A 23,226-nucleotide genomic window follows, 5' to 3' on the forward strand; every position below is an offset into this window, starting at 1 on the left:
GGTGTCTGGTTTCAGGACATAGGAAACCGATGTCTCAAGACATAGGAAACCCTCGGCCACGCTCTGAGGAGTGTCGAAGGCTCGTCTGATCATCACCGCCGTCACCGTCCAGGGGCTCTCGCAGGCTGAGGTTGCACGAACCTACGGCGTCTCGAAGGGGTGGGTTTCGAAGCTACTGGCCCGGTGGCGCCGCGAGGGTGATGCGGCGTTCCAGCCACGCTCGCGGCGGCCGCGGTCCAGCCCAAACGCCCTCGCCGCCGAGACGGTCGAGCTGATCTTCGAGCTGCGTCACCGGCTCACCGCGAAGGGGCTCGACGCTGGCGCACATACGATCGCCTGGCACCTGCAGCACCACCACCACGTCTCGGTCTCGGCATCGACCATCTGGCGCACCTTGAAGCGCGCCGGCATGGTCGAGCCCGAGCCGAAGAAGCGGCCGAAGTCCTCCTACCTTCGCTTCGAGGCCGACCTGCCGAACGAGTGCTGGCAGTCCGACTTCAGCCACTACAGGCTCGCCGACGACACCAACACCGAGATCCTGACTTTCCTCGACGACTGCACCCGATACGCCGTCAGCATCACAGCGCATCGAGCCGTGACCACCCCGATCGTCGTCGCCACCTTCCGCGCCGCTACGGAAACCCATGGAAACCCTGCCGCGACGCTGACCGACAACGGCATGGTGTTCACCGTTAAGCACTCCGGCTGGGGCCGCCGCGGCGGCCGCAACGCCTTCGAGGCGGAACTGCGCGACCGCGGCATCGTCCAGAAGAACGGCGCCCCCTCCCACCCGCAAACCCAGGGCAAAGTCGAGAGATTTCAGCAGACGATGAAGAACTGGCTGCACGCCCAGCACCCTCAGCCCGCGACCCTCGCCGATCTCCAACGGCTGCTCGATGACTTCGCCGACGAATACAACCACCGCCGACCCCACCGGTCCCTGCCGCACCAAGCCACCCCGGCCGCCCGCTACCACGCCCTGCCAAAGGCCGCCCCGACGCCCGGCGGACGCGACCACGACAACCACGCCCGACTGCGCCGCGACCGGATCGACAAGACCGGCACCGTCACCCTGCGCGTCCACGGCAAACTCCGCCACATCGGCATCGGGCGAGCCCACGCCCGAACCCACGTCCTGATCCTCGCCAACGACCTCGACATCACGATCATCAACGCCGTCACCGGCGAACTCCTGCGCGAGCTCACCATCGACCTCGACCGCGACTACCAGCCCCGCACAACAAGAAACCCCCGAACCTGAGGGTTCGAGGGTTTCCTATGTCCTGACACAGGACAGAGCGGAGACGGAGGGATTTGAACCCTCGGAACCCTTGCGGGTTCTCCACCTTAGCAGGGTGGTGCACTCGACCGGACTATGCGACGTCTCCCGGAAACTGCCTCAGTCATCCTAACGGCACGGGCGGGGCGTGCCGACCGCTCGGCGACGATCAGTTCGCGACGGAGCAGGTGTACTGCGCCGCGGTCTGACCCTTGAGCCCGGGGATGAGCTGCGCCGCCGGCCCCTGATCCTCGGGAGTCGCCGACGGGTCGGGAGAGGCCGACGGGTCGGGCGTCGTCGGGGCGGGTGCGTTCGGGTCGAGCTGCGACCCGCCGTTGGCGCCGACCGCGTTGGCGTCGAGCGCGATCGGCACGTCGGCCTTGATCGCGTCGAAGAGCGCCTTCGCGGTCGACGTGATGGGCTGCACCTTGCCGAGGTAGATGCCCGTGCCCCCGGTGCGGCTCGGGTACTGCACCATCGCGATGTTCTCGAGCGGGATGTCTTTCAGCACGAGAGCGATCGCGACGAGCGTGTCGACGCGCGCAAAATTCTCCGACAGGGTCATGTGCTGCGTCGCAGCCTGGGCGATGCCGTACAGCTTGCCGAAGTCGGTGAGGGTGTCGTCGCTCTTGATCTTGCGCACGAGCGACGAGAGGAACACCTGCTGCGAGCTGATGCGACCGAGGTCGCTGCCGTCGCCGACGCCGTGCCGCGACCGCAGGAAGGCGAGGGCGTTCCAGCCCTGCAGGGTATTGGGTCCCGCGGTGGGGAGGTTGAGGCCGGTATACGGGTCGAGGATCGGCTCGGTGATGCAGACCTCGACTCCACCGACGGCATCCGACATCGCGATGACGCCGTCGAACGTGATGAGGCCGGCGAACTGGATCGGGAGGCCGGTGAGGTTCTGCACGGTCTCGACCGTGCAGGCGAGGCCGCCGTAGAAGAGCGTCGTGTTGATCGGCTCGCCGGTCGCCGGCCCGCCGTTCTCGCACTCGGGGAGGGGTACGACCATGTCGCGCGGGATACTGACGAGCACCGCGCTCTTCTGATCCTGGGCGACGTGCAACAGCATGTTGACGTCGTTGAGCACAGAGCCCGGGTCGTTGCCGAAGGCCGCGCTCTGGCCCTCGCGGGTGTCCGACCCGACGAGCAGGATGTTGAACCCGCCCTCGTAGGCGCCGATCGCGGGCGGCGGTCCCTGGGTGTCGAATTCGATCTCGACCGTGTCGATGTTGGACTGCAACTGCCAGGTCGCGATGGCCGCGACTGAGACGCCCGACACCATCACGACGGCGAGAACGCTCGCGACGATCGCGAGCAACGACTTCCACGCCGCGGCGCGCTTGAGCCGACCGTGCCGGGCGACCCCTGCGGGCTCGGGGGCGCGCACGGAGCGCTGGCGCAGTTCGCTCACGGCGGTCCTCGTTTCTACGGCTTTTCTACAGCGGGCGGGCGGGAGCGGCGGAGGGCGTGGGATTCGAACCCACGAGACATTTCTGCCCACCAGTTTTCAAGACTGGCTCCATCGGCCGCTCGGACAGCCCTCCCTGGCGAATCCGAATCCTGATCGTAACGGACCCGGACGCCGCTAACCCTGGAAATGCCGTGTGAGCGCGTCGGCGAGGCCGTCGTCGAGGTCGGTGCCGGTCACCTCGGTGGCGACCGCGACGACCTCCTCGGGGGCCTGCCCCATCGCGATGCCGATGCCGCCGCCGGCCGCCGTCCATTCGAGCATGTCGATGTCGTTGCGGCCGTCGCCCGCGGTGAAGACGCGGGATGCCGGGATGCCGAGGGCGGATCGCACCCGCTCCAGCCCGGTGGCCTTGTTGACCCCGTCGGGTGCGATGTCGAGCCACGCCGTCCAGCCGACGTTGTAGGTGACCTTGTGCAGACCCATCCGCTCGACGACGGCGAGGAAGTCCTCGATCGCGTGGCCGGGCGAGATCACGACGACACGGGTCGCGGCGACCCCGAGCAGCTCCTCGAACTCCACCTGGTGACTCGCGGCGGCGAGGGCGCCGTCGGGGAAGAACCCCGTGTAGCGGAACACCCCTTCGGCATCCTCGACGGCGTAGCTGGCCTGCCCGAGGTGACCGCGGATGGTGGTGAGCACCTCGGTGGCGTCGAACGTCTCGACGTGGTGGCGGGAGTAGCCGACGGGCGCGTCGGGGTCGCGGTGCAGCACGACGGCCCCGTTGGCGCAGACCACGTACTGCGAGACGATGCCGAGGCGGTCGAGGATCGGCAGGGTCATCGACACCGAGCGGCCGGTGGCGAGCATCACCTCGTGGCCGAGGTCGCGCACGTTCCTGACGGCGTCGCGCACGGCATCCGTCAGTGTGCCGTCTTCTTGCAGCACGGTGCCGTCGATGTCGAGGGCGACCAGCCAGGGCTCGGCGGCGATGCTCATCGCGGGAGGAGCACGTCGAGCCCGAGGTAGGGCTGCAACGCGTCGGGCACGAGCACCGAGCCGTCGGCCTGCTGGTGCGTCTCGAGCAGCGCGACGATCCACCGGGTGGTGGCGAGCGTGCCGTTGAGGGTGGCGACCGGCGCGGTCTTGCCCTCGGGGGTGCGGTAGCGGATGTCGAGGCGACGCGACTGGTAGGTCGTGCAGTTCGAGGTGCTCGTGAGTTCGCGGTACGCGCCTTGCGTCGGCACCCAGGCTTCGACGTCGAACTTGCGGGCCGCACTCGAGCCGAGGTCGCCCGCCGCGATGTCGATTACGCGGTAGGCAAGGCCGAGGGACTGCAGCATCCCCTCCTGCATCGCGAGCAGCGCCTCGTGCTCCTTCTCGGCATCCGCGGGGTCGATGTAGGTGAACATCTCGAGCTTCTGGAACTGGTGCACCCGGATGATGCCGCGGGTGTCCTTGCCGCCCGACCCGGCTTCGCGCCGGTAGCAGGTGGAGATGCCGGCATACCGCAGCGGGCCGTTCGAGACGTCGATGATCTCGTCTTTGTGGAACCCGGCGAGCGCGACCTCGCTCGTGCCGGTGAGGTAGAGGTCGTCGCGTTCCAGATAGTAGATCTCGTCGGAGTGTGCGCCGAGAAACCCGGTGCCGGCCATGATGTCGGGGCGCACGAGCGTCGGGGTGATGAGCGGCTCGAATCCGGCGGCGAGCGCTCGGTCGAGACCCATCTGGATGAGCGCGAGTTCGAGCCGCGCGCCGACCCCGCGCAGGAAGTAGAAGCGGGCGCCGGAGACCTTCGCCCCGCGCTCCATGTCGATCGCGCCGAGGATCTCGCCGATCGCGAGGTGGTCGCGCGGTTCGAAGTCGAAGGATGCCGGCGTGCCGACCTCACGGACGGTGACGAAGTCGTCTTCGCCGCCTGCCGGGACCCCGTCGATGATGACGTTCTGGATGGCCCCGACCACGCGGTCGAACTCCGCCTCGGCTTCCGTCGCAGCGAGCTGCGCGCTCTTCACCTGGGCGGCTAGCTCCTGAGCCTGCGCGACGAGTGCGGCTTTCGCGTCCTTCGGCGCGGCGGCGACCGTCTTGCCGAAGACGTTCTGCTCGGCGCGCACCGTCTCGAAGGCGTTGAGCGCGGCGCGGCGGGCGGCGTCGGCCGCGATCGCCTCGTCGACGCTCGACGGTGGCACACCCCGCGCCTCCTGCGAACGGCGGACGGCGTCGGGGTTCTCACGCAGCAACTGCGGGTCGATCACCTTCCCATCCTATTGACGCCCGTGCAAGGCCCAGCCCGCGCGCTTCCGCCAGACGTAGGGTTGTGCCATGTCCCCGGCCGCGCCCTCACATCGGCGCGCGGCGATCATCTACAACCCCCTCAAGGTCGACAAGGCGAAACTTCGCTCCTCGGTCGCGACGGCCGAGAAGGCTGCCGGGTGGGACAAGAGTCTCTGGTTCGAGACGACGGCCGAAGAGGCCGGCGGCGGGCTCGCGAAGAAGGCGGCGGCGGAGAAGGTCGAGGTCGTGCTCGCAGCCGGCGGCGACGGCACCGTCCGCGCGGTCGCCGAAGGATTGCGCGACACCAAAGTCGCCCTGGCGCTGCTGCCTGCGGGCACCGGCAACCTGCTGGCTCGCAACCTCGACCTGCCGCTGTCTGATCTCGACTCCTCGGTGCAGGCCGCGTTCACCGGCGAGGACCGCGACATCGATCTGGGGCTCGTCGAGATCGAACGACCCGACGGCGCGACCGAACAACACGCCTTCGTCGTCATGGCCGGCATCGGGCTCGACGCGAAGATGGTCGCCAACACCAACCCCGAACTGAAGAAGCGGGTCGGCTGGCTCGCCTACGCGGATGCCATCGCCCGGTCGCTGAGGGACGCCAAGCAGTTGCGCATCAGCTTCCGCGCCGACGACGGAGCGGCCAGGACGATGCGGGCCCACACCGTGCTGGTCGGCAACTGCGGGTTGCTGCCCGGCAACGTGCTGCTGCTGCCCGACGCGTCGCTCGACGACGGGGTGCTCGACATCGTGGCCCTCCGCCCCGAGGGCTTCTTCGGCTGGGCGCAGGTATGGGTGAAGATCGTGTGGGAGAACGGGGTGCTGCGCCGCAGCTCGGTCGGCCGCAAGATGATGGGCTACACGCGAGAGATCCGCACCCTGCGCTATCTGAAGGCGTCGACGTTCGAGGTGCGGCTGGATCGGGCCGAGGAGTTCGAGCTCGACGGCGACGAGTTCGGTGTCGTCGTCGGGTTCCGCACCGAGGTCGACGCGGGCGCGCTGACGGTGCGCGTGCCGGCGGCCTGACCCCGGAGCAGCGCCCGGTATGCCGCGAGCGCGAGCGCCGCGAGGCCGGCGACGAGGGCCGCGAGCACCAGCCAGGGCACCTGCGCGTAGTAGATCCACCCGCTGTTGACCCAGGCGAAGTACTCGTCGAGAGCCGCCTGATCCGTGCCGCCGGCGAACACGAAGTCGGCGATGTCGGCCTGCGGGATGATCCAGCGCAGCGTCGCCGCCACGGCGAGCCCGGCGAGAACGACGGCGATCGCCGAGAGGGCGACGATCGGGCGGCTGCTCATCCGGATCTCCGCGTGGGAATGACGGCCCGCACGACGATCCACAGCACGATCCCGAGCACGCCGGCGACGAGAAGCGGCCCCGGCAGCTGGGAGATCATGGTGCCGTAGAGCTGGTCTTCGATCCCGGTGCCCAGCCCCGAATCGCGCGCCTCGACCGCGCCGGCGAAGAGCATCGCGGCAAGGACCAGCAGCGCGACCCCGACTCCGAGCAGCGCCCACTCCAGGCGCGGGCGGCCCGGTGGCACGAACTCCTCGGCCTCGGAGACCGTCTCCACCCGAGGCGCCGCGGACGGCTTCTCGGCGAGGGGCGGCGGGTCGGGCACGCGCGGCGCCGTCGGCGGCGGCCCGCCCTCGAGACGCACCGGCCCGCGCCTCGCGGGCGGAGTCGCGTGCTGGGCCGGATCGAAGCCGCGCTGGAACTGCGCGGCGTAGCGGGGGTCGATCTCCGAACCGTGAGCCATGCCGATCCCTCCTCCCTACGTCGTCGTAGCGGGAGCGTGCAATGACCCTAGCTCTGTCGGAGTGAGCCCGGGGAGGTCGTCGGGAGAGGCTCCGTGCGCGCCTGCGCGAGCTGACGAGCGCGCACGACGAGCGCGAGGGCTCCGATGCCCGCGATGAGCCCGGCCCCGATGAACGGGCTCGGCACCGACCACAGCATGTTCAGCCACGCCTCATGACGAGCCCACTCCTCCTGATCTTCGACGAGCGCCGACGTGAGCTCGCGATTGCCGAGCATGCCGACGGTCCCCAGCCACAGCGCGCCGAACCCGGCCACGATAAGGGAGAGGGCGAGTGCGGCGAGGATGACGACGCGAGCGGTCATTCCCGTGGCCTCACGGCCTGGAGAACGATTCCCCCGGTGATGGCGACGACTCCTGCCGTCAGAAGGGGGCTGGGAAGCATCCACCGCGCCTGCTCCAGGAAGACCTCCCACTCGCTCGTGACGCCCGATCCGTAGAAGGCCCCGGTGTCAGTGGCCATGCTCCACAGCAGCATCAACGCGATCATGATGAAGACGGCTCCGATGCCCGGCAAGAGCCAGTCCCACCACGTGGAAGCGACCCGGGTCGGGGCCACGGCCGGCGTCAGCTCCTCGGCATCCTCGGGAACCTCAACAGGCTGCGCCGGCGCCTTTCGCGGCGGGTCGGGCACGCGCGGGGCCGTGGCGGGCGGGCCGCCCTCGAGCCGCATCGGCCCGCGTCGCACGGGAGATGCATCGCGTGCGGGGTCGAAGCCACGCTGGAACTGCGCGGCATAACGCGGGTCGATTCGTGCATCGTCCGCCATCGCCAACCTCTTCCCTTGCGCGTCAGGCGCACCCGACCGGCGCCACGTGAGTCCGATTCATACCCTGCTACGCGGAGGCTCCCGGGACAAGATGACGGCGACCGTGCCGACGAGCGCCCCTGCCGCCGCGAGGACCAGCCACGGCAACAGCTCGATCAGCACAGCGGCGATCTGCACGCGGTGAAGGTAGGTCGACATGGCCGCGTCGGGCAGCGGGATTCCGCCTGAACTGACCGGCCCCTGCGCGGTGAGCCCGATCAGACGGCTGAGCCCCCACACCACAGCGCTCACGAGCGCGAGCAGCGTCGCCGCGGTCGTCGCGAGCACCGCCGCCGAGGAGCGCGGTCGCCTGAATCGCTGGCCCATCGCCCACAGGATCACGGCGAGCACGGCCGAGGTAAGCAGCGGACCCGGCGCTTTCGTCGCGAGGATGGTGGTCACCTCTCGCTGCCCGCTCGGCACGGTCGCGGATGCGGCGCCGACGGCGCTCGCGACGGCGAGTGCCAGCAGAGCTCCCGCCAGCACGAGGAGCACGGCAGCTGGCAGGTGGCGGCGGGGAGTCTCATCCTCCTCAACGAGCGGCGCGACAGGATCGCCACCCTGCGCGCGGTCGTAGCCACGCTGGAACTGCGCGGCGTAGCGGGGGTCGATCCCATCCGCCATCGCCGATCCTTCCTGCTACGCGGGGGGTTCGCCCGAGAGGATGCCGCGGAGCCAGTCGCGTGCTTCGACGAACACGTCATCGCCGTAGCGCGAACGCACCTCGACATTCTGCTTGTCGGCCCGAGGATATGAGCCGAGGAACATGACGTTCGGGCTGAACCGCTTGAGGCCGAGCAGGGCGTCGGCGACGCGTTCGTCGTGAAGGTGACCGTCGAGGTCGATGACGAAGCGGTAGCGGCCGAGGGCGTCGCCGATCGGCCGGGACTCCAGCAGGCTGAGGTTCACCCCGCGGGTCGCGAACTGCTCGAGCATCTCGACCAGGGCGCCGGGGGCGTCGGAGGGCAACTCGACGATGACGCTCGTCTTGTCGGCGCCGGTGCGCTCCGGGATGGCGAGGCTCGACGAGACGAGCACGAACCGCGTGACGGCGTTCGGGTTGTCGCCGATACCCTCCGCGAGCACCTCGACCCCCAGCTCGCGTTCGATCCCCGGCGGCGCGACGGCGGCATCCGCGATCGCACCGGCGGTGAGCAACCCGGATGCGGCGCTCACGTTCGACGTCGCCGGCAGGTGCTCGTGGTCGGGCAGCTCGCGGTCGAGCCAGAGGTGGCACTGGGCGTAGGCGACGGGGTGCGCGGCGATCACGTGCACGTCGGCCAGCGTGGTGCCGGGCCGGGCGACGAGCGAGAAGTTCACCGGCACGAGGTACTCGCCGATGATGCGCAGCCCCGGGATGTTGGCCAGCGCATCCTGGGTGGCGCTGACGCCGCCCTCGACGCTGTTCTCGATCGCGATCATCGCGGCGACGCTGCGGCCCGAGATGACGTCGTCGAGCGCCTCGCCGACGTTGTTGACACTGCGCCACTCGGCGCCCTCGGCCTCGTGCACCTGCGTGAGCGCCAGCCAGGTGAAGGTGCCGGCGGGCCCCAGGTAGCTGTAGCTCGGCATGGCTGCGAGCCTACCGATGGAAGGATGGGGAGATGACCTCGCGTGCGGGACGGCCCGCGGAAGAATCCGACCTCGTCGACGTCGACGATCTGCTTCGGGCGTATGAGGCTCCCGCCGCAGCCGACCAACCCGTCGTCTTCGGCACGAGCGGTCACCGGGGCTCCAGCCTCGACGGCGCGTTCACCGACACCCACATCGCGGCGATCACGCAGGCGATCGTCGAATACCGCGCTGCGCAAGGCGTCGAGGGGCCGGTCTTCATCGGCGCCGACACGCACGCGCTCTCCGCCCCCGCGCAGGTCACCTGCCTCGAGGTGCTGGCGGCGAACGGGGTCGCGGCTCTCGTGGATGCCGACGGCGGCTGGGTGCCGACGCCCGCCGTGTCGCGCGCCATCATCCGTTTCAACCGGGGACTGCCGATCGGCGGGGCGCAGGGCGACGGAATCGTCATCACGCCGAGCCATAACCCGCCGCGCGACGGCGGCTTCAAGTACAACCCGCCGCACGGCGGACCGGCCGACTCGGATGCCACCGGCTGGATCGCCGGACGCGCGAACGACATCATCGCCGGTGGGAACCGTGACGTGAAACGGTCTCGGGGGGTTACCGCGGAGCCGTACGACTTCCGCGGCGAGTACGTGCGCGACCTCGGCTCGGTGCTCGACCTGGGTGCGATCAGGGCGTCGGGGCTGCGGCTCGGCGCCGACCCGCTCGGCGGCGCGAGCGTCGACTACTGGAAGCTCATCGCCACCCACTACGGGCTGCCGCTCGAGGTCGTGAATCCCGACGTCGACCCGACCTGGCGGTTCATGACGCTCGACTGGGACGAGAAGATCCGCATGGATCCGTCGAGCCCCAACGCCATGGCATCCGTCGTCGCGCGGCGGGCGGACTACGACATCCTCACCGGCAACGACGCCGACGCCGACCGGCACGGGATCGTCACCCCCGACGGCGGCCTGATGAACCCCAACCACTACCTCGCTGTCGCCATCCAGTACCTGTTCACCCACCGTGACGGCTGGAGCCCCGACGCCGCGATCGGCAAGACCCTGGTGTCGAGTTCGATGATCGACAGGGTCGCCGCATCCCTCGGCCGGCGCCTGTGGGAGGTGCCGGTCGGCTTCAAGTGGTTCGTACCCGGACTCATCGACGGGTCCGTCGCGTTCGGCGGCGAAGAGAGCGCGGGGGCGTCGTTCCTCGAGCTCGACGGCTCGGCGTGGACGACCGACAAGGACGGCATCATCCTCGCCCTGCTCGCCGCCGAGATCCGCGCGGTGACCGGCAAATCGCCGTCGGCGCTCTACCGGGAGCTCACCGAGCAGTTCGGCGACCCCGCCTACGCCCGCGTGGATGCCGCCGCGTCCCCCGCGCAGAAGGCGCGGCTCGGCAAGCTGTCGGGTTCCGACATCCGCGCGGACATCCTCGCCGGCGAGAAGATCGTCGACCGGCTGTCGGCCGCGCCGGGCAACGGAGCTGCGATCGGCGGCGTGAAGGTCGTCACCGAGAACGCCTGGTTCGCCGCCCGCCCGTCGGGCACCGAAGACGTCTACAAGATCTACGCCGAATCCTTCCGCGGCCCCGACCACCTCGCCGAGGTGCAGGCTGAAGCGAAGCACATCGTCGACGCCGCCCTCGGCTCCTAGCGGGTTGAGGAGCGCCCGGCTTCGCCGGACGCGTCTCGAAACCGCACACCGTCAGCCGCGGGTTGAGGAGCGCCCGGCTTCGCCGGACGCGTCTCGAAACCCGACCGACGTGCGACCGCGAGCACGAGAGCTGAGGCCGGGAAGCGCGTCGAAACGTCCCTCGATGAGGGCGAGCCGCTTTGCGCGGGACCATCCTTGGATGCGCTTCTCCAGGAGATACGCGTCGTCGATGCGATCGAACTCGGCGCACCACGCGAGTTCGATCGGTAGCCGCTTCGCGGTGTACTCACTACCCCGCCCGGACACGTGCTGTTGCAGTCTGGTTGCCAGATCTCGGGTGCTCCCGACGTAGAACGAGCCGTCGGCGCATTTCAGAATGTATGTCGCAGGCATGCGACGATCGTGGCCGATTCGCCCCGCTGGGGATCGTGGATGCTGCGACTCGCAGCGAACTCGAACGCGGGGGCATCCTGTGGGGGGTTTCGAGACGCGTCCGCCTTTGGCGGGCGCTCCTCAACCCGCGAAAGAAGCCGGTCAGCCCGCGTAGGTGGGGGCGGCGGGGAGGCCGAACATCTCCTCGAGCGTCATGACGCCGGTGTCGTGCATCTCGGTCGCGAGGGGCACGCCGACGTAGCGCACGTGCCACGGCTCGTACTCGTAGCCGGTGATCGGGGTGTAGCCCTCGGGATAGCGGATGATGAAGCCGAATCGATAGGCGTTCGCCGCGAGCCACTGGCCCTGCGCGGTGGTCGCGAAGCACTGGTCGAGGTTGCACTGCGAGGGGACGGCACCCAGGTCCATCGCGAGCCCCGTCTGGTGCTCGCTGTGCCCCGGGCGGGCGCTCGTGAGGTCGGCGCCCTCCTGGCCGAGCTGGGCGACCCAGCCGTTGTAGACATCCACCTGGCGGCTGTAGCTGCGATAGGTCGAGAGCGACTGCATCTCGAGGCCGGTTTCGGCGGTGTGCGCGGCGAGCAGCTCCTGCATCTTCGCGGCCGCCTCGGCGCGCAGCTGGCCGCCGCCGATGATGTTCAGGGCGACGAGGTCGGCCGGAGCGTAGTCCTGCGGGTTGAGGGGGCGCAGCTTGTTGACGACCACCTGGAGGCTCGCGGCGCTGTCGATGTCGAACTGGTCGAGCGGGAACGTCGGGGTCGGCGTGGGCGTCGGGGTCGGGGTCGAAGACGGGGTCGGGGTCTCCGACGGCTCGGCCACGGGGGTGCCGCCCTTCGGCGCGAAGAGGAAGATCGCCCCGACGATCAGGGCGGCGACCACCACGACGATGGCGACGGTCACGATCCTGCGGGTGCGGATCTGCTGCGGAGTGGGGCCGCGGTGCCGCACACGGAGCATCGGCTGGTCGGTCACCGCGACAGCTTACGGTTCAGAGGTTTGCCGGATGTCTGCTGTGCGTGTAAATTTGCAGTCTCCGCAATCTTCTGCCGATCGCCGCCCCGAAGGACCCATGTCCAGTCAGACCGTCGCGCCCCCCGCGCAGCCGTTGCTCACTCACCGGCAGATCCTGTTCATCATCTTCGGACTGATGGCGGGCATGTTCCTCTCGTCACTGGATCAGACCATCGTCGGCACCTCGATCCGCACGATCGCCGACGACCTCGACGGGCTCGCACTGCAGGCGTCGGTCACGACCGCCTACCTCATCACCTCGACCGTGACGACCCCGATCTACGGCAAGCTCAGCGACATCTTCGGGCGGCGCCCGCTGTTCCTCTTCGCCATCTCGGTCTTCCTGCTCGGTTCGCTGCTCGCCGGCACCGCGCAGTCGATGTACGAGCTCGCGGGGTTCCGCGCCCTTCAGGGCATCGGGGCGGGCGGGCTGATGGCTCTGCCCCTCGCGATCCTCGGCGACATCCTCGCTCCGCGTCAGCGGGCCAAGTACCAGGGCTACTTCCTCGCCGTCTTCGCGACCTCGAGTGTGCTGGGCCCGCTGATCGGCGGACTCTTCGCCGGCACTCCCGAGATCCTGTTCGTCGCCGGGTGGCGGTGGGTGTTCCTGGTGAACATCCCCGTCGGGGCGATCGCCCTGTTCCTCGTCATCCGTTTCCTGCACGTGCCGCACACGCGTCACCGGGTGAAAATCGACTGGTGGGGGGCGACCACGATCGTCGTCGCGCTCGTACCGCTGCTGCTCGTCGCCGAGAACGGCCGCGACTGGGGATGGGGCTCGCCGCTGGCGATCGGCGGGTACGCGCTCGGGGCACTCGGGCTCATCGCCTTCGTGCTCGTCGAAAGGGCGATGGGCGAGGCCGCCCTCATCCCGCTGAAGCTGTTCCGGCATCCGACGTTCTCGATGGTCACCGTGCTCGGCGTGCTGATGGGGTTCGGGATGTTCGGCGCGATGATGACGCTGCCGCTCTACCTCCAGCTGGTCAACGGCGCGACCCCGACCGAGAGCGGCTTCCTCTTGCTGCCGATGATCGTCGGACTGATGATCTCGTCGATCGTCAGTGGTCAGATCATCGCGCGCACGGGTCGCTATCGCGTGTTCCCGACGATCGGCACCGGCTTCATGGCCGCCGGGTTCCTCTGGTTCACCTTCGCGCACGCCGACCGGCCGGTCTGGTTCATGATGATCGGGATGCTGCTGATCGGCCTCGGGATGGGGCAGCTCATGCAGACCCTCACGATCGCGAGCCAGAACTCCGTCGGGCCGCGCGAGATCGGGGTGGCGACGAGTTCGTCGACGTTCTTCCGGCAGATCGGCGGAACTCTCGGGGTCGCGATCCTGTTCTCGGTGCTGTTCACCCGCATCCCCGACACGATCCAGGCGGCATTCGGGCGCACCGATGTGCTGCGCGCGGCCCTCGACGCCGCGCTCGACCCGACCGTCGCGAGCGCGCCACAGAACGCCCGGATCATGGATCAGGTCTATGACGGCATCGTCGACCCGGTCATCCAGCAGCTGCCGGCGGATGTCGACCTCGCCGACGACCAGGTGCGGTCCGGGGTGCTCGACACCCTCGTCCCGCAGGTGCAGGACGCGCTCGCCGGCGCCGCCGGAGGCCCGGTCGGCGCCAGCCTCGACGGCGACACGTCGTTCCTCACCGGGGCGGATCCCCGGCTGAGCGCTCCCTTCCTCGAGGGGTTCGCGAGTGCCGCGACGACCGTCTACGCGGTGTGCCTCGCCGTCGTCCTGGTCGCCTTCGTGCTGAGCTTCTTCCTCAAGGCGCCGCCCCTGCGCACCAAGTCGGCGATCGAAGAGGTCGCCGACGCCGACGCGGCGATCGCCGCCCAGCTCGTCGCGGATGCGCCCCCGGAAGCGCCTCGACCGGCGACGGAGACCAAACCGATACCTGTGCGCTGAACGGCCGCGGGGCCGGGAGCGCTCCCGCCAGGGCCCGACGCCAGAAGTTTTTTGTCGCGTCACCAGCCCCATCGCGCCCCAGTGTTTCCGGGGATCTGGGCGAGGGGCAAGCGTTTGCCGGGATGGAGCGCTCCCATGCCACGCTTGACAGTCGTCGAGCGACGTCCCTAGTGTGTCCACCAATCCCGTGAGAGGGCTCCCACAACGTAGGTGAGAGCGCTCTCAACCACCGACGGGGTCGGCTCCACCATCCATCTGCACACACACAAAGGAGTGACCGTGAGAACTTCACGACGCACAATGGCCGCGGCAATCGCCGGTGCCGCCACCCTCGCCCTGGTCGCGACCGGATGCACGGGAGGGGGAAGCGGCTCCGACGAGCCGGTGACCCTCACCCTCGCGACGTTCAACGACTTCGGCTACACCGACGAGCTGCTCGCCGAGTTCACCGCTGAGACCGGCATCGAGGTCGTGCACAACAAGGCCGCGACGTCGAACGACGCCCGGGCCAACTACTTCCAGAAGCTCGGCAACTCGGGCCTCGCCGACGTCGAGGCCGTCGAGATCGACTGGTTCACCGAGGCCATGCAGTACGCCGACCTGCTCGCGCCGGTTCCGGAGGACCTTCAGGGCCGTTGGCTCGACTGGAAGGAAGCTTCGGCGACCGACTCCGAGGGCAACCTCATCGCGTACGGCACCGACATCGGCCCGCAGGGCGTCTGCTACCGCTCCGACCTGTTCGCTGCGGCCGGCCTGCCGACCGACCGCGACGAGGTCGCCGCGCTGTTCGATGGCGACTGGGACAACTTCTTCCAGATCGGCGCCGACTACACGGCCGCGACGGGCAAGCCGTTCATCGACTCGGCCAACTCCGTGCTCCAGGGCATGGTGAACCAGCTCGAGACCGCGTATGAAGAGGCCGACGGCACGATCGTCGCCACCGAGAACGCTGACATCCAGGCGGCGTACGAGGCCGTGACCTCGAAGGCCGTTCCGATCGCCGCCTACTCGGGCCAGTGGAGCGAGGACTGGTTCGCCTCTCTCGCCAGTGGTGAGTTCGCCGTGATGCTCTGCCCCGGCTGGATGCTCGGTGTCATCTCGGGCAACGCGCCCGACACCACGGGCTGGGACATCGCTGACGCGTTCCCGGGCGGCGGCGGAAACTGGGGCGGTTCGTACCTGACCGTTCCGGCCAACGGCGCCAACGTGGAGGCCGCGGGCCAGCTCGCTGCCTGGCTGACCTCGCCCGAGACCCAGATGAAGGCGTTCGCCAACGCGGGCACCTTCCCGAGCCAGGTCGACGCGCTTGCCAGCGACGAGCTCGCTGCGGCGACGAACGAGTACTTCAACAACGCCCCCACCGGTGAGATCCTCACCGCCCGCGCCGAGGCCATCACGGTCGCGACGTTCAAGGGACCGAAGTACTTCCAGTTCCACGACGCTCTGCAGAACGCCGTGACCCGCGTGTTCGACGGTCTCGAGGACGCCGACACCAGCTGGAACACCTGGGTGACCGAGGTTTCGGCCTTCTAATTCACCACCGAGGGGTGCGGGCCGCAGGCTCGGTCCGCACCCCTCCCCTTCACTCCCCGATCCGACGCACCTGAAAGCCACGCCATGAGCACCGCCTCGACGAAGAGCCGCCAGCCGGTTCGGGTCCTCTCGTTCTCGCACCGGTTGAGCCGGTGGGACCTCAAGCTCTCGCCCTACCTCTACATCTCGCCGTTCTTCCTGATGTTCCTGGTCGTCGGCCTCTTCCCGATCATCTTCACCGCCGTGATCTCAACCCAGGACTGGGATCTCGTGCGCGGCAGCGGGCAATTCGTCGGCTTCGATCAGTACATCTGGATCCTGCAGCAGCCCCACTTCTGGACCGCCCTGCGCAACACCTTCAGCATCTTCTTGATCTCCACGGTGCCCCAGCTGCTCCTGGCCCTGTTCATCGCGTCGATGCTCGACCGCAACATCCGCGCCAAGACCTTCTGGCGCATGAGCGTGCTGATTCCCTTCGTCGTCGCTCCCGTGGCGGTCGGGCTCATCTTCAACGTCGTCTTCGCCGACAACTTCGGGCTCGTCAACGGCTTCCTCACCGATCTCGGGTTGCCGGCCATCCAATGGCACAAGGAACCGTTCTGGAGCCACGTCGCGATCGCGACCATGGTCAACTACCGGTGGACCGGCTACAACACCCTCATCCTGCTCGCCGCCATGCAAGCGGTGAACCGCGACTACTACGAGGCCGCGACCGTCGACGGCGCCGGTCTGTTCCGCCAGTTCATCAGCATCACACTTCCCTCGCTGCGGCCCACGCTCATCTTCGTCATCATCACCGCGACGATCGGTGGTCTGCAGATCTTCGACGAGCCTCGCGTCTTCGACCAGTTCGGTCGAGGGGGCGCCGGCCAGCAATGGCTCACGATCACCCTGTACCTCTATGACATCGGCTGGGGCCAGTGGAACTTCGGCCGCGCCGCCGCGATGGCCTGGATCCTGTTCGTCATCATCCTGTTGATCGGCCTCCTCAATCTGCTCATCACCCGCACGCTCGTGCGTGGCGAAGGCGTCCGGGGCCTCGAGCCGAGTCGTCGCAACCGAAAGAAGGTCGTCCGATGAGTACCCCTGTCGTCGAGAAGGCCAGCGTGTCCGAGCGTCGCCGCCAGCGCACCATCAAGATCCGCGGCTACCGGCCCGGCATCTGGACCTATGTCGGCCTGACCGTCGTCTTCGTCAGCGCGGCGTTCCCGCTCTGGTGGTCGTTCATCATCGGCTCGGGCGATGCGTCGTCACTGCGCGAGCGGCCGTGGTGGCCGGGCGGCAACTTCATCGACAACGCCCTCGCCGTCGTCGGCAACCCCGCGGTCAACTTCTGGCCCGCGCTGTGGAACTCGATCTACTCGTCGTTCCTGATCGCGGCCGCGGTCGTCATCACCTCGACCCTCGCCGGCTGGGCCTTCTCCAAACTGCGGTTCCGCGGCAGTGTGGGACTGCTCGCCTTCGTCGTCGCCACCATGGCGGTCCCCCAGCAGCTCGGCGTCGTGCCGCTGTACATCCTGTTCTCCGACCTCGGGTGGACCGGCCAGATCGGCGCCATCATCGTGCCGGCGCTGACGAGCGCCTTCGGGGTGTTCTGGATGACGCAGTATCTGCGTCAGGCGGTGCCCGACGAGCTGATCGAAGCGGCCCGCATCGACGGCGCGACGATGATCCGCACCTTCTGGACGGTGGGCGTGCCCGCGGCGCGACCCGCTGCGGCAATGCTCTTCCTGTTCACCTTCGTAGGGGCCTGGAACAACTTCTTCTGGCCGTTCATCGTTCTCGACCGCCAGAACCCGACGCTGCCGGTCGCCCTCTCGCTGCTGCAGTCCAACTACTTCGTCGACTACTCGATCGTGCTCGCCGGAGTCGTGCTCGCCACGATCCCGCTGCTCCTGCTCTTCATCTTCGCGGGCAAGCAGCTGGTGAGCGGCATCATGGCCGGCGCGGTCAAGGGCTAGGGGCATGAGCACCGTGTCACAGGTGAAGACTGACTCCATTTCGCCGCCCGCAGCCCGCGCCTTCCCGGCCGACTTCCTCTTCGGAGCGGCCACGGCCGCTTACCAGATCGAGGGAGCCGCCCACGAGGACGGCCGGCGCGATTCGATCTGGGATGCCTTCAGCCGCATCCCCGGTGCGGTGGTCGGCATGGACAACGGGGATGTCGCGTGCGACCACTACCACCGATACCGTGACGACGTCGCGCTGATGGCCGACCTCGGCCTGCAGACCTACCGCTTCTCCACCTCATGGGCGCGCGTCTGCCCGGACGGCGGGCCCGCGAACGCGGCCGGGCTGGACTTCTACTCCCGCCTGGTCGATGAACTCCTCGGTGCGGGCATCCACCCCTGGCTCACGCTCTACCACTGGGATCTGCCTCAGGCCCTCGAGGAGAAGGGCGGCTGGCCCGCCCGCGACACCGCCTACCGCTTCCTCGACTACGCGATGGCGGTGCATGACGCCCTCGGCGATCGCGTCACCTCCTGGACGACGCTCAACGAGCCGTGGTGCTCGTCGTTCCTCAGCTACATCGGGGGGGAGCACGCTCCGGGCCGTCAGGAACCCGCCGCCGGTCTCGCCGCGGGGCACCACCTCCTGCTCGGCCACGGCCTCGTCGTGCAGGAACTGCGTCGTCGCGATCCCGAGCTGAGCCTGGGGATCACCCTGAACCTCACCGTCGCCGACCCGGTCGATCCGACCGATTCGGGCGACCTCGATGCCGCCCGTCGCATCGACGGGCAGTTCAACCGGTTCTTCCTCGACCCGATCTTCCGCGGCGCCTACCCGGCTGACGTTCTCGCGGACGTCGCGGAGTTCGGCTTCGACTCCGTGGTCCTGCCCGGCGATCTGGCGACCATCTCGGCCCCGATCGACATGTTGGGGGTGAACTACTACCACGGCGAACTCGTCGGGGCGACCCCGCCCGCGGGACAGACCGTGTCGACCGCCGCGCCCTCCGAGCGTCCCAAGCGCTCGCCGTTCCCCGCGGCCGACGGCGTGCACTGGCACGTGCGTGATCTGCCGCTCACGGCGATGCAGTGGGAGGTGCAGCCCGAGGGCCTCACGCGTTTGCTGCAACGCATCCACGACGAGTACACCGGGCCGGCCGGGGTCGACCTCGCCGTCACCGAGAACGGCGCCGCCTACGACGATGTCGTCGCCGACGACGGCGCCGTGCACGACGCCGAGCGCGTGACCTTCCTCGAGGTACACCTGGCGGCGATCCTCGATGCCATCGACCGCGGGGTGCCCGTGCGGGGGTACTTCTACTGGTCGCTCATGGACAACTTCGAGTGGGCGTGGGGGTACGACAAGCGGTTCGGCATCGTGCGCGTCGACTACGACACGCAAGCCCGCACGCTCAAGGACAGCGCGATCGCGTACCAGTCGATCATCGAGAGCCGGGCGCTGCCCTCCCAGCTGCGGGCCTAGGATCGCTCCGTGACAACCGAAGTGCCTGCGTCGCGGTCGACTCCCGCAGGGACCCCGACGCTGGAGACGGTCGCCGCCCTCGCGGGGGTGTCGCGGTCGACGGTGTCCCGTGTCATCAACGACTCGCCGAAGGTGACCCCCGAGGCGCTCGCCGCCGTGAACAAGGCGATCGAGGAACTCGGCTACGTGCCCAACCGGGCGGCGCGCTCGCTGGCGAGTCGGCGCACGCAGGCGATCGCCCTGGTCATCCCCGAGAACACCGCCCGCTTCTTCGCCGACCCCTATTTCGCCTCGGTGATCCAGGGGGCAGCGCTCCGGCTCGCCGCGACCGACTACACGCTCACCTTGCTCATCGCATCGGAGACCGATCCCGAGAAGAGCCGCCGCTACCTGCAGTCGGGCAACGTCGACGGCGCGCTCATCCTCTCCCACCACTCCGACGACCGTTCCTACGTCGCGTTGTCGCGCACCCTCCCCGTGGTCTTCGGCGGTCGTCCGGAGCGACACGACGACGGTCCCGAGCCGGTCTATGTGGATGTCGACAACACCGCCGCCGCGCGGGACGTCGTGTCGCTGCTCGTCGCCTCGGGCCGGCGGCACATCGCCACCATCGCCGGCCCGACCGACATGACCGCCGGGCTCGACCGTCTCGAGGGCTGGCAGTCGGCGATGTCGGATGCCGGGCTGCCCAGCCACCTCGTCGAGCACGGCGACTTCACGCCCGCGTCGGGCGCGGCGGCGATGGAACGGCTGCTGGCGCGCGGCGAGCCGATCGACGGACTGTTCGCGGCATCCGCTCAGATGGCCGACGGCGCGCTGTCGGTGCTGCGCCAGCGCGGGCTCGTCGTGCCCCGCGACCTCGGCGTCGTGACCTTCGACGACGACTACTTCGCGGCGCGCGCGACGCCGCCGCTGACGACCGTCAACCAGGACGAGGGCGAGGTCGGCCGCACGATGGCGGAACTGCTCATGCGCTCGATCGAAGGCGAAGACGTTCCGCGCGTCACGATCATGCCGACGCGCCTGATCAACCGTCGCTCGCAGTAGCCTCGGGCTCGGGCTCGCGCTCGCCGGTGAGCACCGCGACCGGAACCGTGCAGGCGTCGCCGCGCCAGGCCTCGACGCCCTCGCGTACCGCGAAGCCGGCGATCACGAGCGCCGCGACGGCATCCGCCCAGGCCCAGCCGAGCAGCGCGTTGAGCAGCAGGCCCCCCAGCAACGCCGCCGACAGGTAGGTGCACAGCAGCGTCTGCTTCGAGTCGGCGACCGCCGAGGCGGACCCCAGCTCGGTGCCGGTGCGGCGCTCCCACAGGCTGAGCACGGGCATCACGGCCAGGCTGACCGCCGCGAGCACGATGCCGACCGGGCTGGGCTCGGGGTCGCGCACCCCGGCGAACGAGAGCCCCGCCTCGACCGTCACGTAGGCGGCGAGGGCGAAGAACGAGATCGCGATGATGCGCAGCGCGGCGCGCTCCCGGGTCTCGGGATCGGGGGCGGCGAACTGCCAGGCGACCGCGCCGGCCGACAGCACCTCGACGACCGAGTCGAGGCCGAACCCGATGAGCGCCGCCGATGAGGCGATCGTGCCGGCCGAGAGGGCGATGACCGCCTCGACGACGTTGTAGCCGATCGTGATCGCGACGATGATGCGGATGCGGCGCTGCAGGATGCGTCGGCGCTCTGCGTCGAGCCGGATGCCGGTCATGCCACGGCGTCCTCGGTTCGGGCGGGGAAGAAGGCGCGCACGGCCAGCCAGCCGACGAGGCCTCCGACCAGTTGGGCGGCCAGGTAGCCGGGGACCGACCCGGGGGCGATACCGGCGAAGGTGTCGCTGAACATGCGCCCGACCGTGATCGCCGGGTTCGCGAAACTCGTCGACGAGGTGAAGAAGTAGGCGGCGCCGATGTAGGCCCCCACCGCCGGGGCGGCGAGAGCGGCGCGGCCGGTGCGCACGAGGGCGAAGATCACGACCACGAGCCCGGCCGTGGCGACGACCTCGGCGAGCAGATGCGGCCAGGTCACCCGGTCGGTCGCGCTCCACGAGATCGCGTCGAGCCCGAACATGAGGTTGGCGAGCACGGCCCCGGCGACGCATCCCGCCACCTGCGCGGGCAGGTAGCGCACGACATCCGCCCACGGCCGCGTCCCGAGGAGGGCGTCGACGGCGGTGACGACGGGGTTGAAGTGCGCGCCCGAGAGCGGCGCGAACACGAGGATGAGCACGGTGAGCCCGAGCGCCGTGACGAGCGCGTTCTCGAGCAGCTGCAGCCCGACATCCGTCGAGAGCTGTTGCGCGGCGATGCCGGATCCGATGACGACGACGGCCAGTCCCGCGCTGCCGAGGAACTCGGCCGCGATCCGGCGGGGGACGCCGACGGTCACGAGGCGACGAGCAGTTGCGACATGCGGTCGAGCGCGCCGGGCACGAGTTTGAAGTACGCCCAGGTGCCGCGCTTGGAGCGGGTGAGGAACCCCGCGTCGGTGAGTACCCGCAGATGATGCGACACGGTGGGCTGGGAGAGCCCGATCGGCTCGGTGAGGTCGCACACGCAGGCCTCCTCGTTCTGCGACGCGGCGACGATCGACAGCAGCCGCAGCCGTGCGGGGTCGGCGAGCGCCTTCAGGGTGTGCGCGAGTTCTTCGGCTTGCGCGGCGTCGAGCGGCTCGCGCACCAGCGGGGTGCAACAGGCGGCGGCGTCCGCCGTCGTCGCGGGGGAGATCTCGAGCACGGTCACGTCGACGATGGTAGCGGATATTGACAACCATCGATATAGCGGCGCACACTATGCATCGACATCCATCGATATACGGGAGGACCTCGTGACGCTCATCGACCTCACCCCACCCGCCGCGCGAAGCGACCGGCTCGCGACGCTGCCCGTCGCGATCATCGGAGCCGGGCCCATCGGGCTCGCCGCCGCCGCGAACCTCGTCGAGCGTGGCCTCGATTTCCTCATCTACGAGGCCGGCGACTCGGTGGCCGACAGCATCCGCAGCTGAGGGCACACCCGCCTGTTCTCGCCGTGGCGCCACCTCGTCGACCCCGCATCGCGCCGCCTGCTCGAAGCGGCCGGCTGGAGGCATCCGGACCCCGACCGCGTGCCGACCGGCGGCGACCTCGTCGCGCAGTACCTCCTGCCGCTGTCCCGGCTCGACGCGATCGCGAGCCGCGTCGTCACGGGTGCCGCCGTCGTCGCGGTGACCCGGGAGGGGATGGACCGCACCCGCACCGCCGGGCGATCGGCCACCCCGTTCGCCCTGCGCATCCGCACCGCCTCTGGGCTCCAGGATGTCGCCGCCCGCGCTGTCATCGACGCCTCCGGAACCTACCGCTCGCCGAACCGCCTCGGGTCGAACGGCCTCGACCCGCTCGGGCTCGAAGCGGTGGCCGACCGGGTGACCGCCGCGCTTCCCGACGTGCTCGGCCGGGACCGGGCACGCTTCGCCGGACGGCACACGACCGTCGTCGGGGCCGGACACTCCGCCGCCAACAGCCTTCTCGCCCTCGCCGAACTCGCGCGCCAGGAACCCGGCACCCGGGTCACCTGGCTCATCCGCAACGCGAGCGCCGTGCGGGTGTCATCGTCGGCCGACGACCAGCTCGCCGACCGGGCGGCGCTCGGCGGTCGCGTCGACCGGTTGGTCGCCGACGGCGCGATCGGGATGCTCGACGGCTTCGAGATCCTGCGGCTGGCCCCTCGGGGCGACGGGGTCACCGTCACCGGGTCCCGTCGCGGCGCACTCGTCACCCACGAGACCGACGTCGTGGTGGGCGCGACCGGCTTCCGGCCCGACCTCGAGATGCTGCGGGAGATCCGTCTCGACCTCGACGAGATCGTCGAGGCCCCGCGGCGACTCGCACCGCTCATCGACCCCAACGTGCACTCGTGCGGCACCGTCGAGCCGCACGGGTTCGCCGAGCTGACGCATCCCGACGACGGGTTCTTCCTCGCCGGCATGAAGAGTTACGGCCGCGCGCCGACGTTCCTGCTCGCGACCGGGTACGAGCAGGTGCGCTCGATCACCGCCTGGCTCGCGGGCGACGTGGCGGCCGCGCGGGAGGTCGCGCTCGTGCTGCCCGAGACGGGCGTGTGCTCGACCGACGCCCCCGCCGGGAGTTGCTGCCGCTGAGC

General features: G+C 69.4%; 24 protein-coding genes and 2 tRNA genes. 11 read left to right on the forward strand and 15 right to left on the reverse strand.

Annotation, left to right across the window (positions count from 1 at the left end):
- Positions 1-70: 70 nt before the first annotated feature.
- Positions 71-1,261, forward strand: a complete 1,191-nt coding sequence (locus tag IE173_RS14940) for an IS481 family transposase (protein WP_191284326.1) — start codon at positions 71-73, stop codon at positions 1,259-1,261.
- 38 nt (positions 1,262-1,299) lie between these two features.
- On the opposite strand, the gene IE173_RS14945 is transcribed toward IE173_RS14940, so the two are convergent.
- The 5 genes from IE173_RS14945 to serS all read right to left on the reverse strand — a co-directional run bounded on the left by IE173_RS14945 (position 1,300) and on the right by serS (position 4,945).
- Positions 1,300-1,388 (reverse strand) — tRNA-Ser (locus IE173_RS14945).
- Positions 1,389-1,448: 60 nt separating this feature from the next.
- On the reverse strand, positions 1,449-2,693 hold the full coding sequence (locus IE173_RS14950) for an LCP family protein (RefSeq protein ID WP_191284327.1): 1,245 nt from the start codon (positions 2,691-2,693) through the stop codon (positions 1,449-1,451).
- Between the two features lie 48 nt (positions 2,694-2,741).
- Positions 2,742-2,826, reverse strand: a tRNA-Ser gene (locus tag IE173_RS14955).
- 41 nt (positions 2,827-2,867) lie between these two features.
- Entirely contained in the window at positions 2,868-3,689 is an 822-nt protein-coding gene (locus IE173_RS14960; RefSeq protein ID WP_191284328.1) for an HAD family hydrolase, read from the reverse strand.
- Entirely contained in the window at positions 3,686-4,945 is a 1,260-nt protein-coding gene (gene serS, locus IE173_RS14965) for a serine--tRNA ligase (RefSeq protein WP_191284329.1), read from the reverse strand. Before serS ends, IE173_RS14960 begins: the two co-directional genes overlap by 4 nt.
- A 67-nt stretch (positions 4,946-5,012) precedes the next feature.
- Here serS and IE173_RS14970 point away from each other — a divergent pair, with 67 nt between their 5' ends.
- Positions 5,013-5,993 carry a diacylglycerol/lipid kinase family protein gene (locus IE173_RS14970; RefSeq protein WP_191284330.1) on the forward strand — a complete coding sequence of 327 codons (981 nt, stop codon included), beginning with the start codon at positions 5,013-5,015 and terminating at the stop codon, positions 5,991-5,993.
- Between the two features lie 268 nt (positions 5,994-6,261).
- Here the strand turns inward: IE173_RS14970 and IE173_RS14975 are convergent, their stop codons facing one another.
- The 5 genes from IE173_RS14975 to pheA are packed head-to-tail and all read right to left on the reverse strand — an operon-like array spanning position 6,262 to position 9,163.
- On the reverse strand, positions 6,262-6,726 hold the full coding sequence (locus IE173_RS14975; protein ID WP_191284331.1) for a hypothetical protein: 465 nt from the start codon (positions 6,724-6,726) through the stop codon (positions 6,262-6,264).
- A gap of 47 nt (positions 6,727-6,773) precedes the next feature.
- Positions 6,774-7,088: a hypothetical protein gene (locus IE173_RS14980; protein ID WP_191284332.1), complete on the reverse strand. Its 315-nt coding sequence runs from the start codon at positions 7,086-7,088 to the stop codon at positions 6,774-6,776.
- Positions 7,085-7,552 (reverse strand): hypothetical protein, encoded by a 468-nt coding sequence (locus IE173_RS14985; protein ID WP_191284333.1) that lies wholly within the window; start codon positions 7,550-7,552, stop codon positions 7,085-7,087. The genes IE173_RS14980 and IE173_RS14985 overlap by 4 nt, the downstream gene beginning before the upstream one ends.
- 57 nt (positions 7,553-7,609) lie before the next feature.
- The gene (locus IE173_RS14990; RefSeq protein WP_191284334.1) at positions 7,610-8,215 is read right to left on the reverse strand and encodes a hypothetical protein; all 606 of its coding nucleotides are present in this window, start codon (positions 8,213-8,215) and stop codon (positions 7,610-7,612) included.
- 15 nt (positions 8,216-8,230) lie between these two features.
- A complete protein-coding gene (gene pheA / locus IE173_RS14995) occupies positions 8,231-9,163 on the reverse strand; it encodes a prephenate dehydratase (protein WP_191284335.1) in 933 nt (310 codons plus the stop codon).
- Positions 9,164-9,195: 32 nt separating this feature from the next.
- Between pheA and pgm the strand changes: the two genes are divergently transcribed.
- Positions 9,196-10,809: a phosphoglucomutase (alpha-D-glucose-1,6-bisphosphate-dependent) gene (gene pgm, locus IE173_RS15000; protein WP_191284336.1), complete on the forward strand. Its 1,614-nt coding sequence runs from the start codon at positions 9,196-9,198 to the stop codon at positions 10,807-10,809.
- Positions 10,810-10,860: 51 nt separating this feature from the next.
- Here pgm and IE173_RS15005 read toward each other — a convergent pair whose 3' ends face one another.
- On the reverse strand, positions 10,861-11,202 hold the full coding sequence (locus IE173_RS15005; RefSeq protein ID WP_191284337.1) for a GIY-YIG nuclease family protein: 342 nt from the start codon (positions 11,200-11,202) through the stop codon (positions 10,861-10,863).
- Between the two features lie 141 nt (positions 11,203-11,343).
- Positions 11,344-12,171, reverse strand: a complete 828-nt coding sequence (locus IE173_RS15010; protein WP_229842143.1) for a M15 family metallopeptidase — start codon at positions 12,169-12,171, stop codon at positions 11,344-11,346.
- A 97-nt stretch (positions 12,172-12,268) separates the two neighbouring features.
- Between IE173_RS15010 and IE173_RS15015 the strand changes: the two genes are divergently transcribed.
- From IE173_RS15015 to IE173_RS15040, 6 genes are all read left to right on the forward strand, one after another.
- Complete coding sequence (locus IE173_RS15015; protein ID WP_191284338.1) at positions 12,269-14,128, forward strand: MDR family MFS transporter; 1,860 nt, start codon at positions 12,269-12,271, stop codon at positions 14,126-14,128.
- A 273-nt stretch (positions 14,129-14,401) separates the two neighbouring features.
- A complete protein-coding gene (locus tag IE173_RS15020) occupies positions 14,402-15,661 on the forward strand; it encodes an extracellular solute-binding protein (RefSeq protein ID WP_373298484.1) in 1,260 nt (419 codons plus the stop codon).
- Between the two features lie 84 nt (positions 15,662-15,745).
- Positions 15,746-16,741: a carbohydrate ABC transporter permease gene (locus IE173_RS15025; protein ID WP_191284340.1), complete on the forward strand. Its 996-nt coding sequence runs from the start codon at positions 15,746-15,748 to the stop codon at positions 16,739-16,741.
- Positions 16,738-17,622, forward strand: a complete 885-nt coding sequence (locus IE173_RS15030; protein ID WP_191284341.1) for a carbohydrate ABC transporter permease — start codon at positions 16,738-16,740, stop codon at positions 17,620-17,622. The genes IE173_RS15025 and IE173_RS15030 overlap by 4 nt, the downstream gene beginning before the upstream one ends.
- A 4-nt stretch (positions 17,623-17,626) precedes the next feature.
- Positions 17,627-19,093 carry a GH1 family beta-glucosidase gene (locus IE173_RS15035; RefSeq protein WP_191284342.1) on the forward strand — a complete coding sequence of 489 codons (1,467 nt, stop codon included), beginning with the start codon at positions 17,627-17,629 and terminating at the stop codon, positions 19,091-19,093.
- A gap of 9 nt (positions 19,094-19,102) precedes the next feature.
- Entirely contained in the window at positions 19,103-20,140 is a 1,038-nt protein-coding gene (locus tag IE173_RS15040) for a LacI family DNA-binding transcriptional regulator (protein ID WP_229842144.1), read from the forward strand.
- Here IE173_RS15040 and IE173_RS15045 read toward each other — a convergent pair.
- From IE173_RS15045 to IE173_RS15055, 3 genes are read right to left on the reverse strand one after another with little or no spacing between them, the layout of a single operon-like run.
- Complete coding sequence (locus IE173_RS15045; protein WP_191284343.1) at positions 20,121-20,798, reverse strand: cation transporter; 678 nt, start codon at positions 20,796-20,798, stop codon at positions 20,121-20,123. The two genes, IE173_RS15040 and IE173_RS15045, sit on opposite strands and share 20 nt — an antisense overlap.
- On the reverse strand, positions 20,795-21,475 hold the full coding sequence (locus IE173_RS15050) for an aquaporin (protein WP_191284344.1): 681 nt from the start codon (positions 21,473-21,475) through the stop codon (positions 20,795-20,797). The genes IE173_RS15045 and IE173_RS15050 overlap by 4 nt, the downstream gene beginning before the upstream one ends.
- Positions 21,472-21,828 carry an ArsR/SmtB family transcription factor gene (locus IE173_RS15055; RefSeq protein WP_191284345.1) on the reverse strand — a complete coding sequence of 119 codons (357 nt, stop codon included), beginning with the start codon at positions 21,826-21,828 and terminating at the stop codon, positions 21,472-21,474. Before IE173_RS15055 ends, IE173_RS15050 begins: the two co-directional genes overlap by 4 nt.
- Positions 21,829-21,913: 85 nt before the next feature.
- Here IE173_RS15055 and IE173_RS15565 point away from each other — a divergent pair, with 85 nt between their 5' ends.
- Positions 21,914-22,093: an NAD(P)-binding protein gene (locus tag IE173_RS15565; RefSeq protein WP_229842145.1), complete on the forward strand. Its 180-nt coding sequence runs from the start codon at positions 21,914-21,916 to the stop codon at positions 22,091-22,093.
- A 99-nt stretch (positions 22,094-22,192) separates the two neighbouring features.
- Entirely contained in the window at positions 22,193-23,224 is a 1,032-nt protein-coding gene (locus tag IE173_RS15060; protein WP_229842146.1) for an NAD(P)-binding domain-containing protein, read from the forward strand.
- Positions 23,225-23,226 lie beyond the last annotated feature (2 nt).

Source organism: Pseudolysinimonas yzui (assembly GCF_014653215.1).
GTDB lineage: Bacteria > Actinomycetota > Actinomycetes > Actinomycetales > Microbacteriaceae > Pseudolysinimonas_A > Pseudolysinimonas_A yzui.